The organism is Lentzea californiensis (genome assembly GCF_024648825.1).
GTDB classification, from domain to species: Bacteria; Actinomycetota; Actinomycetes; order Mycobacteriales; family Pseudonocardiaceae; genus Lentzea; species Lentzea californiensis.
The window spans coordinates 884,472-897,506 of record NZ_JANBBE010000001.1 but is presented as its reverse complement, the minus strand read 5'-3'; the positions used below and the strand labels follow the sequence as shown (position 1 = coordinate 897,506).

Genomic DNA, 13,035 nt, shown 5'->3' with positions numbered 1-13,035 from the left:
CACTCGTGAGGGTGATCATCGTGCTGGCGTTGCTGCTGGCCTGCGGTGCCTCCGGGGTGCCCGTGCGCTCGGAGGTGATCCGCTGGCTGCCCGTGTGGCAGGCCGTGCCGACGCTCTCGGGCACCGTGCCGGACCAGAGCGTGCGCACGACGGTCGACCTCGCGGCGGGCGGCACCTCGGTCCGGGTGCGCCTGTCGAACCTGATGGGCATCAAGCCGGTGCGCGTCGAGCAGGTCACCGTCACCGCGAACGGCGTGACGCGGCAACTCACGTTCGGCAGGTCCAAGAGCGTCACGATCAGGGCCCGCGCCGAGGTCCACAGCGACGCCGTGCAGCTCGAGGTCACCAAGACGCTGGAGATCAGCACCTACGCCCCGGCCGGCACGCCCTGTCAGGCCCGCGCACATCGCACGATCACGTCCACGCGTGAGCAGATCTGCCTCGTCTCGGCCGTGGAGGTCGCGGGCTTCACCGCGCCGGGGGCGGTCGTGATGTTCGGCGACTCGATCACCGAGGGGTTCTACGAGAACACCTGGCCGTCGTTGGTGCGGAGCGACTACGCGGTCCTGAACGCGGGCATCAACGGCAACGGCGTGGTGCTGGGCAACGCGCCGATGATCACGCGTGTGAACCGGGACGTCCTGTTCAGCAAAGAGGTCCGCAAGGTCGTGCTGCTGGGCGGCATCAACGACATCCAGAGCGGTGTCAGCGCCGAGAACGTCATCGCCGGCATCCGCACCGTCCAGCTGCGATGCCGCAACGAGGGCGTGGAGTTCCACGTCGGCACCATCACGCCGTGGCGCGGCTGGTACACGTGGACCGAGGAGAAGGAACAGCAGCGCCAGAAGGTGAACGCGTGGATCCGCGCCACCTTCCGCGACGCCATCGACTTCGACGAGGCCGTGCGCGACCCCGCCGATCCGCTCAGACTGCGTCCGGAGTTCGACTCCGGTGATCACCTGCATCCGAATGGGAACGCATTCGGTGCGATGGCGCGCCTCGTGCGGGTGTGACGAGCTGCCGGTCCGGCGCGTCGGCCAGCACGCCCGCCAGCGGGTCGTCGCCCGCCTGCCGCACGAGGTCGCGCTCCGGGTGGTAGATCTCCTTGAGGATCATCACGCACAGCAGGACGACGGCGGCGTCACGCAGCACCACGGCGCCGAGGAACCAGTCGATCGGCAGGCCCTTGTGGTCGGTGCCGAGGTAGAAGTACATGCGCGGCACCCACACCAGCGCGTCGACCGTCATCCACGCCAACAACAACTTCCAGCGCGGCAACGCCAGCACGGCCAGCGGCACCAGCCACAGCGAGTACTGCGGGCTCCACACCTTGTTCGTCAGCAGGAACGCCGCCACGACCAGGAACCCGAGCTGCGCGAGCCGGGGCCTCGTCGGTGCCGAGAGCGCCACGTAGGCGATGCCGGCGCAGCATACGAGGAACAGCACCATGCTGACCGTGTTGAGGATCGTCGGCGGTTGTCCCTGCGCCAGGCCGGGGTCGAAGCCCTGCCACCCCGTCCACTGCACGAGCACGTTGTAGAGCGTGTCCGGGTCCGCGTTGCGTTCGGTGTTGAGGCGGAAGAACTCACGCCATCCCGTCTGCGAGGCCGGGTTCAGGGCGATCGGCGCGTTGACGAGCGCCCACGCGCCTATGGCCGCCGCCGTGGTGGTGAGGCCGACCTTGACCCTGTTGGACCGCCAGCACAACAACAGCAACGGCCCGAGCAGGAACAACGGGTAGAGCTTCGCCGCACCACCGAGCCCCAGCAACACCCCGGCGAGCACCGGCTTCTTCCGCGCCCACGCCAGCAGGCCGGCCGTCGCGAACGCCGTCGCGATCGTGTCGAAGTTGGTGAACGCGTGCACGACGACCAGCGGTGACACGGCCACGATCGCCGCGTCCCACGTCCTGCGCCGCGCGATCCGGGCGACCGAGAACACCGTCACCAGCCACGCCACCGCCAGCCAGAACGCCGTGACGTTGAAGAACACGATCACCGTCATCGGCAGCCCCGGCACGAGCGCCACGAGCCCCTGCGCCACGCGCGCGTTGAGCCACATGAACAGGCCGGTGACCACGGGGTACTCCATGTACCGGACGTGCTCGGTCGGCTTGCCCTCGTCGTCCTTCCACGACGTGATGTACGGGAAGGCACCGCGCTGGTCGAGCCGTTCCGCGGTGTAGAGCGGCACCGTGTCGGAGTAGCAGAGCGCGGTGAACTGCTTGCTGCCCCGCCAGTCGAGCTGCACGACGCCCTTGTCGTCCGTGTACTGCTGGATGCACGGGGACTTCTGCACCCATCCCAGCAGCAACGTGACCACGGCGAGCATCAGGACCACCCGCAGCGCCGTCCAGAAGTAGTTCCGGCCGACCTGCGCGTGCTCGCCGAGCGGACCGCCGAACGGTCTGCTCAGGCTGCGGGCGAGGGACTCGGTCCACGTCGGTGCGACGCGTTCTTCGCGGGTGAGCGAGTCGGTTTCCTCGGCGAGGTCCGTCTCGGAGGCCTCGGCGGGACGCTCGGCAGGGCTGCTGGGCACGGGGCGGATGTTACGGCCAAGACCGTTTCGCCGTGGTCAACATCCCAGGTACCGCACAAAGCGAAGGGGCCCGGTGCGTGTGCACCGGGCCCCTTCACGGGTCAGCCGTCTCCTGGAGCGCCGGCCCTGGGGCGGCCGCTGGTCGACGGATCGGGATCGTCGGACGGATCCGGGCAGTTGATGCCCGGGATGCAACCTGGGTTCGGCGGCTTCGTCTGCGACGGCTTGGTCGACTCCGAGGTCTGCGCGGGCGGGTTGTTGCTCGGCTGGTTGTTGTTGCTGCTGGGCGGAGCCGACGGCGGGTCGGACTTGCGCGGCGGGTTGAAGTTGCCCAGCGGGACCGGCTTCGGGAACGCTTCCTTCTGCGCGCCCGCGAGTGCCCCGTCCATGAACTTCTTCCACATCAGGCCGGGCAGACCGGAGCCGAAGACGGCCTTGCCGCCCTTGTCCCTGATGGCCACGTTGCCCTGGTCCTTGCCGACCCACACGGAGGCGGACAGCTGCGGCGTGTAGCCGACCATCCAGGCCTTCGAGTTCTGGTCGAGGCTGCCGGGGAGCTCGTGCGTACCGGTCTTGCCGGCGCACGGGCGGCCGCCGGCGCACGCGATCGCCCCTGACGGGATGTCCTTCAACGTCTCGGTGACGTTGTCGGCGATGTCGCGGCTCTTCGTCTCGACCGGGTCGAACGCCGGCACCGGCTGGTCGACGTGCTGGTAGAGGACGTCACCGGTGGGGCCCACGATCTTCGTGACGAAGAACGGAGCCCGGTACACGCCGCGAGCCGCGAACGTCGCGAAGGCCGAGGCCATGTCGAACGGCCGCACCTGGGCGTTGTCGGCACCGATCGAGATACCGGCGTTGGGCGGGCCGCCACCTTCGCCGACCAGGGTCTGCTTGTCCTGGCCGCCGACCCTCACGACCTTCGGGATGCCGGCCGCGTGCGCCGCGTCCGCCACGGCCTTGGGGCCGGTGTCGTTCGCCACCATGTCGTAGAACACGGTGTTGAGGGACTCCTTCATGGCCTGCTTGATCGGGCACTGCTTGCCGCACTGGCTGTTGCCGGCGTTGCGGATCTCGACGCCGGCGATCTTGCGCGGGGTGGCGTCGTAGGTGTCGCCGATGCCCTTGCCCATCTTCAGGGCGGCCACCAGGTCGAACGGCTTGAACGACGAGCCGGCCTCCTGGACCGTGCCCTTGGCGTAGTCGATGCCCTTGAGGCCGTCCTTGCCCGGGTAGTAGGCCCTGACGGCGCCGGACTGCGGCTCGATCGCGCTGAGCGAGGTGCGCAGCTCCGGGTCCTGGCCCGCCATCACCGAGTTCACGGCGTCGAGCGCGGCCTGCTGCATCTTCGGGTCGATCGTCGTGGTGACGGTGACGCCGACCTTCTGCGCCTTCTCCATCGTGAGGCCGACGAGCTCGCTGTCGATCTCGTTCTGGACCTGCTGGCTCACGCGGGCGAGCGGGCCTTCGAGGCTCGCGGGCTGCGTCTGCTCGAACGGCAGGGGCGCCGGGTACTGGCGGGCGTCGTAGTCGGCCTGGCTGACCCATCCCTTTTGAAGCATCTGCTTCATCACGAATTCCCAGCGCTTCTTCGCGTGCTCCTCGTCCTCGGACCAGGAGGGGATCTGGATCATGCCCGCGATGAAGGCGGCCTCGGAGGGAGTGAGGTCCTTCATCTGCTTGTTGTAGTAGACCTGCGCCGCGGCCTTCATGCCGTTCGCGCCACGACCGAAGTACACCGTGTTCATGTACGCGGTGAGGATCGTCGGGTGGTCCGACTCGTTGCTCATCTTGTAGGCCTTGACGAGCTCGGTGAACTTACGAGTCAGCGTCGCTTCCTCGTTGCCCGTCGCCTTCTTGATGTACTGCTGCGTCAGACCGGAACCACCCGAGCTGCCACCGGTCGCCTGGATCCAGACGGCCCGGGCGATGGCCTTGACGTCGAAGCCGGGGTTCTCGAAGAAGTCCGCGTCCTCCGCCGCCATGACGGCGTTCTTGACGGTGTCCGGGAGCTCGTCGTACGTGAGCAGCGTGCGGTTCTGACCGGGCGAGGTGATCTTGCCCATCTCGGTGTTGTCCGAGTAGAGCAGCGTGATCGTCTTGTCCTGGGCGTCCGCGATCTCGTTCGGGCGCGGCCAGTCGACGAGCGGGTACGCGACCGCGATGGCGATCACCGGGCCCAGGAGCATCAGGCCGATCGAGACGAACGCGGCGATCCGCACGCGCTTCCAGATCTTCTTCTTGCGCAGACGACGCTCCTCCTCTTCGGTGAGCTCCGGCTCGTCGTCGTAGTACTCGTCGTCGTCACCGTCGTGCACGCCGGCCATGAGGAACTCGTCGTCAGGCTCGCGGTGGGTGATGAGCTCGGGCTCGCGCTGCGTCGGCCGGTTGACCGGCGGCAGCTGCGTGGTGCGGTCCGCACCGGGGGTGCGCGGGGGCACGCCGGGACGGCCGGGGCCACCCTGCGGGCCACCGGGGCCGGCCGGTCCACCGGGGCGACGGGCGCCGGGAGGCGGGGCGATGGGCATGCCACCGGGAGGCGTCGGAGGACGGTTGCCCGGAGCACCGGGACCGCCCTGAGGCCCGCCGGGGCCGCTCATGGGGCCCTGCGGACGCCCTGGCCCGCCCTGCGGCCCGCCAGGCCCACCCTGCGGACCGCCTGGTCCGTTCGGGCGGCGTGGGGGCTGCTGCTGTGGGAAACCACCAGGTGGCGTGCCACCCTGAGGAGGGCGCGCGAAACCACCGGGCGGGGTACCCGGACGTGGCTGATTCGGGACATCGCGCCTCGCGCCGCCGCCGTCCGGGTCGTCCCCGGTCGGCCACTGCGGCTCGCCTCCGCGCTGCCGGTCATCATGCTGGTCGTTCACGTGAAAAGGCCTCCCAGACCGGCGTGCATCAGCACACGGTTCGGTGGTCGTACTTCATTCGGAGCAGTGTCACCTGTGGGTCATTCCGCTGCAGTCCTCCTGCGTGGCTTTTCCAGCCCACGCTTCCCCAGGACGTATGACTGCACCAGGTGGTTCCAACTGCACGTGCGACAAACTTCAACTAGGTACACGGAGAACTCGTCGAAGAGGTTCGCCATCTTCACCAGTTCTTCAGGCGTCCGCGCCGATCCGGCCGCGTGCTTGAGCTCGTCACCGTAGACCCACGACACGTGCGTCAGCGGTTCCTTGCGGCACACGGGACAGGGCACGTCGGTCGCCGTCCCGTGGAACTTCGCAGCTCGCAGCAGGTACGGGTTCGCGTCGCAGACCTCCATGGTACCCGTCCGACCGGCATAGACCTCCGCCAGCAGCGCACGCCGCTGCAGCGAGTAGTCCACCACCTGCCGTTGGGTCAACACGTGACCAGAGTACGTGCCGGGCGCTTTTCGACGATGGGCCGTTCAGGGCAGCGGGCCCCGACGCGGTATCACGGTGTGCCACATCCCACAGTTACGAGGAGCCATCGATGTATCGAGTCGATATAATCACCTCACCTATCGGTGCAGGTGCGAGGAGGTGACTCGTGTTCGAGTTCGCGCTGCTCGGCCTGCTGCACGAGGCGCCCATGCACGGCTACGAGCTGCGCAAGCGTTTGCATGACCTGCTCGGAGCGTTTCGCGCGTTCTCGTACGGATCGCTGTACCCAACACTTCGGCGACTCCAGCGGGCGGGCCTGATCGTGGAGGAGGGGCCGGAGGAATCGGCTCTTTCTTGGGGACGCCGGGCTCGCAAGGTTTACGAGCTGACTCCCGAGGGCAAGGAACGGTTCGCCGATCTCCTGGCCAACGCGGGTCCGCAGACCTGGGACGACGACTCGTTCGGAGTCCACCTGGCGTTCTTCTCGCGCACGCCGGCCGACATCAGGATGCGCATCCTGGAGGGCCGCCGGCGGTGTGTCGAAGAACGCAGGGAGGGGCTTCGCGAGCGGCTCACGCGCACGGGTGAGCAGATCGACCGCTACACCCGCGAGCTGCACAGCCAAGGTCTGGAAAGCACGGAGCGCGAGGTGCGGTGGCTCAACGAGCTCATCGCGCACGAGAAGTCCGAGCAGGACGAGTAGCGATTCACTGTTGATCAAGGAGGACTCGGCAATGGGCGAAAACCGCCGCACCGTTCGAGTGGCCATCGTCGGGGTTGGCAACTGCGCGGCGTCGCTGGTGCAGGGCGTCCACTACTACCGGGACGCCGACCCGAGCACCCGCGTGCCCGGTCTCATGCACGTGCAGTTCGGTGACTACCACGTGCGCGATGTCGAGTTCGTCGCCGCGTTCGACGTGGACGCGAAGAAGGTCGGGGTCGACCTCTCGGAGGCCATCGGGGCCAGCGAGAACAACACGATCAAGATCGCGGACGTGCCGCCGCTCGGCGTCGTCGTGCAGCGCGGGCACACCCTCGACGGTCTCGGGAAGTTCTACCGCGAGACGATCGAGGAGTCCGACTCCGAGCCCGTCGACGTCGTCGCGGCGTTGCGCGAGGCCGAGGTCGACGTGCTGGTCTCGTACCTGCCCGTGGGTTCCGAGGACGCGGACCGCTTCTACGCCCAGTGCGCCATCGACGCCGGTGTCGGCTTCGTCAACGCCCTGCCGGTCTTCATCGCGTCGGACCCGGAGTGGGCGGAGAAGTTCCGCGCGGCCGGCGTCCCGATCGTCGGTGACGACATCAAGTCCCAGGTCGGCGCCACCATCACGCACCGCGTGCTGGCGAAGCTGTTCGAGGACCGCGGCGTCCAGCTCGACCGCACCATGCAGCTGAACGTGGGCGGCAACATGGACTTCCTGAACATGAAGGAACTGGAGCGACTGGAGTCCAAGAAGGTCTCCAAGACCCAGGCCGTCACGTCCCAGGTGGACCGCGACATGGGCAAGCGCAACGTCCACATCGGGCCGTCGGACTACGTGGCGTGGCTCGACGACCGCAAGTGGGCCTACGTGCGCCTGGAAGGCCGCGCCTTCGGCGACGTGCCGCTGAGCCTCGAGTACAAGCTGGAGGTCTGGGACTCCCCGAACTCCGCGGGCATCATCATCGACGCCGTTCGCGCGGCGAAGATCGCCCTCGACCGGGGCATCGGCGGCCCGATCCTCTCGGCGTCGTCGTACTTCATGAAGTCCCCGCCGGTGCAGTACTCGGACTCCGAGGCGCACGAGGCCGTCGAGAAGTTCATTCGCGGCGAAGCCTGACCTGTCGGGCCGCCCTCTTCACGAGGGCGGCCCTTCACTTTCAGCGCTTCGAGAGCCGCAGCTTCTGCCAGCTGCCGTCCGCGGTCCACCCGCCGTCGACGGGCAGCGCGACACCGTTGATGTACCGCGCGTTGTCGCTCGCCAGGAACCGCACGGCCTGCGCGATGTCATCGGGCGCGGCGAACCGGTTCATCGGCACGTGGTCCGTGATGTCCTCGTCGACGTAGTACCCGCCGGCCTGCGACTCGACGTCCATCTCGGTCTTGACCCAGCCGGGACACACGGCGTTGACCCTGATCCCCCGCCCGCCCCACTCGACGGCGAGCGTGCGCGTCAACCCGATCAGCCCGTGCTTCGTCGTGTTGTACGCGGCCCGGTCCGCCACGCCCTGCAACCCGGCGACACTCGCGATGTTGACGACGCTGCCGGAACCCTGGTCGAGCATGATCCTGCCCAGCGCCTGCGTCAGCAGGAACGGCCCGGTCAGGTTGACCGCCATGATCCGTTCCCACTGCTCCAGGCTCGTGTCCTCGAACGGCACGATGCCGGCGATCCCGGCGTTGTTGACCAGCACGTCGACCCGTTGATGGGTGCTCATGACGTGATCCGTCAGGCGCTGGACGTCCGCGGCGCTCGCGACGTTGCCGACGATCCCGTCCTCGCTCTCCTGCAGGTCGAAGCCGACGACGGCGAACCCGTCCTCGCGCAGCACGTCGGCGATCCGCAGCCCCATGCCCTGCGCCGTGCCCGTGACCACGGCAACTCGTTGCGTCATGCCCGCCACGCTAGCCGTGCCTCCACTAGGTTCGGCCGGTGCGCACTCTGCTCGTCGCCCTCCCCGGCCTGGTCCTCGCCGGCATCGGCCTGACCCACCCCCACCACCTGGACGCGTCGACCGCGCAGTGGTGGCGGGACATGCACGTAATCCTGGCGGTGATCTTCCCGCTTCTCGGTGCGGCGCAATGGTTTCTGCTCGACGACACCCCCAAGTACGTCCGCTACCCGGGCCGGGTACTCGCGTTCGGTTTCGTCGTCTTCTACGGTGCGCTGGACGCGTTGGCGGGCATCGGCGGCGGGGCGATGACGCTGGCGAACGGCGGTCGCACCAGCGCCGACGAGCCGTTGTTCAAGATCGGCAACCAGCTCGGAACCGTTGGCGCGTGGTGCTTCCTGGCTGCCAGCGTCGCGATCGTGGCGTGCGCATTGCTCAAGTACAGGCTCAAAGCCCTGCCCGGAGCCGTCTTCCTGCTGTTGGGCAGCTACCTGTTCCTCAGCAGCCACATCTACTGGCCGAAGGGCGTCATCGCCTGCGCCTGCATCGCCGCAGGCATGGCCGCGATCAGTTACGCCAGCGCGTCCGGCAGGCCGGTGATCGAGGACAGCACCCGCACCTGAGCCAGCACGTCCTCGGCGGGCGGGAAGTGCGGGTTCGGCACGGCGAGCACGGTCATGCCCGCTGCCAGAGCGGCCTTCAGGCCGTTCGTCGAGTCCTCGACGGCGTAACAAGAAGCCGCAGGAACGCCGAGTCGCGAAGCCGCCAGCAGGTACACGTCCGGTGACGGCTTGCCCGCGGCGCACTCCTCCGACGACACGGCGACGGGCACGGGTAGCCCGGTCACGTCCAGGAACACCTTGATCAGCACCGCTGGCGCGGACGACGCGATGGCCACCGGGAAGCGAGACGAGACGAGACGCATCGTCTCGGCAGCGCCCGGGATCAGCGGCAGGTGCGCGGCGTAGGCCTTCTCCATCTCGGCGATCACGCCGGCGGACGCCTCGGCGGGCGTCAGCTGAACACCCACGTCCGACACCAGGTACGCGCCCCACTCCGGCGTCGACATCCCCTGCATCGCGCGGGTCGCCTCAGCCGTCCACACGCCGCCGTGAGCAGCGGCGAACGACTGGCGCACCTCGTCCCACACCTGTTCCGAGTCGATCAGCACGCCGTCGAGGTCGAAGATCACCGCATCCACGCCCTGAACCGTACCTTGTGACGCACTGTACTTCGCCATGCTAAGTAAAATCGGTTAGGATGGCGAAGTGAATTTCAAGGCTCAGCCCAAGCAGGTGTGGATCACGGCGTTCGCCGCCGTGATCGCATTCATGGGGATCGGGCTCGTGGACCCGATCCTGCTGTCCATCGCAGAGGGTCTGCACGCAACACCGTCGCAGGTCACCCTCCTGTTCTCGTCCTACCTCGGCGTCCAGGTCGTGGCGATGCTCTTCACGGGTGCCGCGACGGCGCGGTTCGGGGCCAAGCGCACGCTCGTCGGCGGGCTCGCGCTGATCGTCGTCGCGACGCTGTTGTGCTCGGCGGCGGGGAGCATCGGCCAGCTCGTGGGGTTGCGGGCCGTGTGGGGGCTCGGCAACGCGTTCTTCATCGCCACCGCGCTCAGCGTCATCGTCGGTGCGGCCAGCGGCGGGCAGAAGGCCGCGATCCTGCTCTACGAGGCGGCGCTCGGTCTCGGTCTGAGCGTGGGGCCGTTGCTCGGGGCACTGCTCGGCAGCTTCTCGTGGCGCGGGCCGTTCCTCGGCACCGCGATCCTCATGGCGGCCGCCCTGATCCTTTGTGCAACGTTCCTGGCGAAGGACTCGCACCTCGAACGTCCGAGGATCAGCCTGCTCGACCCGTTGAAGGCCCTGCGGAACCCGGTCCTGCTGCGCACCTCGATCGGAGCGGCGCTCTACACGGCCGCGTTCTTCACAGTTCTCGCCTGGTCCCCGTTCGTCCTGCGGTGGGGTGCCGTCGAGATCGGACTGATCTTCTTCGGCTGGGGTGTGTGCGTCGCCGTGTCGAGCGTCTTCCTCGCGCCACGGCTCGCGGACCGCGTCGGCGAGAAGGCCGCGATCATCGGGTCGGTGCTGGCGTTCGCCGTGCTCATGCTCCTGATGGCGGTGCCCAGCAAGCCGTTGCTGGTGGTCGCGGTGATCGTGAGTGGCCTGGTCAGCGGGCTGCTCAACACGCTGTTCACCGGCACCGCGATGAGCGTCAGCGACGCGCCGCGGCCGGTCGCCAGTGCCGGGTACAACTTCCTGCGCTGGCTCGGCGGTGCTCTGGCCGCGACGTTCGTCAGCCACCTGGCCCAGCCGTTCGTCGTCGCCGCGGTCCTCTGCGTCGTCGCCGCCGGACTGCTGGCGCTCAACCGGACGGACACAAGGGACGTTCCGTCCGAAGCTGTCCTCGCGGGTGAACAACTTGTGGGTTAACAAAGCATGAACGGAAGCCTACGGTCGGTCCTGGTTCCCGCACCGACCGTAGGAGGCCACCACCATGATCCCTCTGCCACTCGTCAACCACCGCGTCGGCAGAGCGGCGGTGACATGCGAGTACCGCTGCGGGGACGCGTGCTTCCACGAGGTCCCGAACACCTCGGACAACCCCTATTTCGGGGATCTGGTCAGCCGCCGCACCGCGCTCAAGGCCGGTGCGGTCGTCGCGGCCGCCGCCACCATCGCCACGCCGGCGGCAGCCGCGGCCGCCGCCGAACCCCAGCAGTCCCAGGGCCGCCCACCCAGGGGACTCGACTTCAAGCCCGTCACGATCAACACCAAGGACGAGGTCGTCGTCCCCGAGGGCTACGAGCAGGGGATCGTGATCCGCTGGGGCGACCCGCTCTTCCCGGGCGTCCCCGAGTTCGACTTCGACGACCAGACCGCCGCGAAGCAGGAGAAGCAGTTCGGCTTCAACTGCGACTTCGCCGCGATCCTGCCGCTGGACCCGTTGGAACTGACCGGGATCATGGTCACGAACCACGAGTACACCAGCGAGCCGTTCATGTTCCGCGGCTACGACGCCGCGAACCCCACCGAGGAACAGGTGAAGATCGCCTGGGCGGCGCACGGCCTCTCGGTCTTCATGATCAAGCGCTCGCTGTTCTCCGGCCACTACAAGGCGAAGTTCAGCAAGTACAACCGCCGCATCACCCTGCACACGCCGTTCGAGGTGCGAGGTCCGGCAGCGGGCAGCGACCTGCTGAAGACCTCCGCGGACCCGACGGGCAAGAGGGTCCTGGGCACGATCAACAACTGCGCCGGCGGCGTCACGCCGTGGGGCACGATCCTGTCCGGCGAGGAGAACTTCAACCAGTACTTCGGCAACGCCGCCGGCCGCAACGACCCGAGGCTCACGAGGTACGGCGTCACCGGCACGGCGACCACCCGCAAGTGGGAGCGCTTCGACAAGCGCTGGGACCTCGCGCAGGAACCCAACGAGGTCAACAGGTTCGGCTGGGTCATCGAGCTCGACCCGAACGACCCGGACTCCACGCCGATCAAGCACACGCACCTCGGCCGGTTCAAGCACGAGACCGCGAACATCCGGATCGCCGACGACGGCCGCGTGGTCGCGTACTCCGGTGACGACGAGCGGTTCGAGTACATCTACAAGTTCATCTCGAACGGCAAGATGAAGCGCGGCAACAGCAAGGCCGCGCGCCGCCACAACATGACGCTGCTCGACGACGGCACGCTGTACGTGGGCCGGTTCACCGGCGACAGCCCCGCGTCGGAGATCGACGGCACCGGAAAGCTGCCCAGCGACGGGAAGTTCGACGGCGGCGGCGAGTGGATTCCGCTGGCGTCGGGCAAGAAGTCCTTCGTGCCGGGCATGACGGCCGAAGAGGTCTACGTCTTCACGCGCATCGCGGCGGACAAGGTCGGCGCGACGAAGATGGACCGCCCCGAGGACATCGAGTGCCACCCGCGCACCGGAACGATCTACTGCGCGCTCAGCAACAACGTCGAACGCGGCGTCACGGCGGGCAAGGAAGGCCCGACCGAGCCGAACCCGCGCATCAACAACCGGCACGGGCAGGTGCTGGAGATCGTCGAACGCCGCGGCGACGCGCTCGCGCTGACGTTCAACTGGGGCCTGTTCCTGGTCTGCGGCTTCCCGGAGGACCCGAACACCTACTTCGGCGGTTACGACAAGTCACAGGTCAGCCCGATCTCCAGTCCGGACAACGTGGCGTTCGACCGGCACGGCAACCTGTGGATCTCCACGGACGCGGACGGCAAGCTCGACGGGCTGAACGACGGCCTCTACGGCGTGCCGCTGGAAGGGCCGGAACGCGGTCATCTCAAGCTGTTCCTCACGGTGCCGCGCGGCGGCGAGACGTGCGGCCCGGTGATCGGCGAGCGGGTGATCACGGTGTGCGTCCAGCACCCCGGCGAGGTGGACGGCGCGAACGCCGACAAGCCCGTCTCGAACTGGCCGGACCGGGGCACCTCGCGGCCGCGTCCGTCGGTCGTCGCGGTGTGGCGCAAGGGCCGTCGTCAGCTGGGTGAGATCGGCTGATCACCCTGCGTGCTGTGATCGTTCGGGAGTAGTACGT

At 68.1% G+C, this 13,035-nt stretch carries 11 protein-coding genes; 6 read left to right on the top strand and 5 right to left on the bottom strand.

All coding sequences use genetic code 11. The features are described 5' to 3' along the window. Positions 1–5: 5 nt before the first annotated feature. Positions 6–1,013 (top strand): GDSL-type esterase/lipase family protein, encoded by a 1,008-nt coding sequence (locus LX88_RS04810; RefSeq protein WP_258946616.1) that lies wholly within the window; start codon positions 6–8, stop codon positions 1,011–1,013. Here LX88_RS04810 and LX88_RS04805 read toward each other — a convergent pair. The 3 genes from LX88_RS04805 to LX88_RS04790 all read right to left on the bottom strand — a co-directional run bounded on the left by LX88_RS04805 (position 925) and on the right by LX88_RS04790 (position 5,884). Next, on the bottom strand, positions 925–2,538 hold the full coding sequence (locus tag LX88_RS04805; protein ID WP_258946615.1) for a glycosyltransferase family 87 protein: 1,614 nt from the start codon (positions 2,536–2,538) through the stop codon (positions 925–927). The genes LX88_RS04810 and LX88_RS04805 overlap by 89 nt on opposite strands. 101 nt (positions 2,539–2,639) lie before the next feature. Then, a complete protein-coding gene (locus tag LX88_RS04800) occupies positions 2,640–5,066 on the bottom strand; it encodes a transglycosylase domain-containing protein (protein ID WP_307789499.1) in 2,427 nt (808 codons plus the stop codon). A 419-nt stretch (positions 5,067–5,485) separates the two neighbouring features. Next, positions 5,486–5,884 (bottom strand): DUF5318 domain-containing protein, encoded by a 399-nt coding sequence (locus LX88_RS04790; protein ID WP_030480154.1) that lies wholly within the window; start codon positions 5,882–5,884, stop codon positions 5,486–5,488. A 164-nt stretch (positions 5,885–6,048) separates the two neighbouring features. Between LX88_RS04790 and LX88_RS04785 the strand changes: the two genes are divergently transcribed. Together LX88_RS04785 and LX88_RS04780 are read left to right on the top strand one after the other, a co-directional pair. Continuing rightward, entirely contained in the window at positions 6,049–6,585 is a 537-nt protein-coding gene (locus LX88_RS04785) for a PadR family transcriptional regulator (RefSeq protein ID WP_258946614.1), read from the top strand. A 31-nt stretch (positions 6,586–6,616) separates the two neighbouring features. After that, a complete protein-coding gene (locus LX88_RS04780; RefSeq protein WP_258946613.1) occupies positions 6,617–7,702 on the top strand; it encodes an inositol-3-phosphate synthase in 1,086 nt (361 codons plus the stop codon). 40 nt (positions 7,703–7,742) lie between these two features. On the opposite strand, the gene LX88_RS04775 is transcribed toward LX88_RS04780, so the two are convergent. Further along, positions 7,743–8,477, bottom strand: coding sequence for an SDR family NAD(P)-dependent oxidoreductase (locus tag LX88_RS04775; protein ID WP_258946612.1), 735 nt, complete (start codon positions 8,475–8,477; stop codon positions 7,743–7,745). A 38-nt stretch (positions 8,478–8,515) separates the two neighbouring features. On the opposite strand from LX88_RS04775, the gene LX88_RS04770 reads away from it, so the two are divergent. Beyond that, complete coding sequence (locus LX88_RS04770; RefSeq protein ID WP_258946611.1) at positions 8,516–9,097, top strand: hypothetical protein; 582 nt, start codon at positions 8,516–8,518, stop codon at positions 9,095–9,097. On the opposite strand, the gene LX88_RS04765 is transcribed toward LX88_RS04770, so the two are convergent. Beyond that, entirely contained in the window at positions 9,046–9,675 is a 630-nt protein-coding gene (locus LX88_RS04765) for an HAD family hydrolase (protein WP_258946610.1), read from the bottom strand. The genes LX88_RS04770 and LX88_RS04765 overlap by 52 nt on opposite strands. A gap of 67 nt (positions 9,676–9,742) precedes the next feature. Between LX88_RS04765 and LX88_RS04760 the strand changes: the two genes are divergently transcribed. Both LX88_RS04760 and LX88_RS04755 read left to right on the top strand, forming a co-directional pair. Beyond that, the gene (locus LX88_RS04760) at positions 9,743–10,909 is read left to right on the top strand and encodes an MFS transporter (protein ID WP_090066291.1); all 1,167 of its coding nucleotides are present in this window, start codon (positions 9,743–9,745) and stop codon (positions 10,907–10,909) included. 64 nt (positions 10,910–10,973) lie between these two features. Beyond that, the gene (locus tag LX88_RS04755) at positions 10,974–12,998 is read left to right on the top strand and encodes a PhoX family protein (RefSeq protein ID WP_258946609.1); all 2,025 of its coding nucleotides are present in this window, start codon (positions 10,974–10,976) and stop codon (positions 12,996–12,998) included. Positions 12,999–13,035: the final 37 nt, after the last annotated feature.

Excerpts from the sequence above, each read along its gene's own strand:
- LX88_RS04800 (WP_307789499.1), bottom strand. The coding sequence starts at position 5,066 with ATGCCCATCGCCCCGCCTCCCGGCGCCCGTCGCCCCGGTGGACCGGCC.
- LX88_RS04780 (WP_258946613.1), top strand. The coding sequence starts at position 6,617 with ATGGGCGAAAACCGCCGCACCGTTCGAGTGGCCATCGTCGGGGTTGGC.
- LX88_RS04775 (WP_258946612.1), bottom strand. The coding sequence starts at position 8,477 with ATGACGCAACGAGTTGCCGTGGTCACGGGCACGGCGCAGGGCATGGGG.
- LX88_RS04755 (WP_258946609.1), top strand. The coding sequence starts at position 10,974 with ATGATCCCTCTGCCACTCGTCAACCACCGCGTCGGCAGAGCGGCGGTG.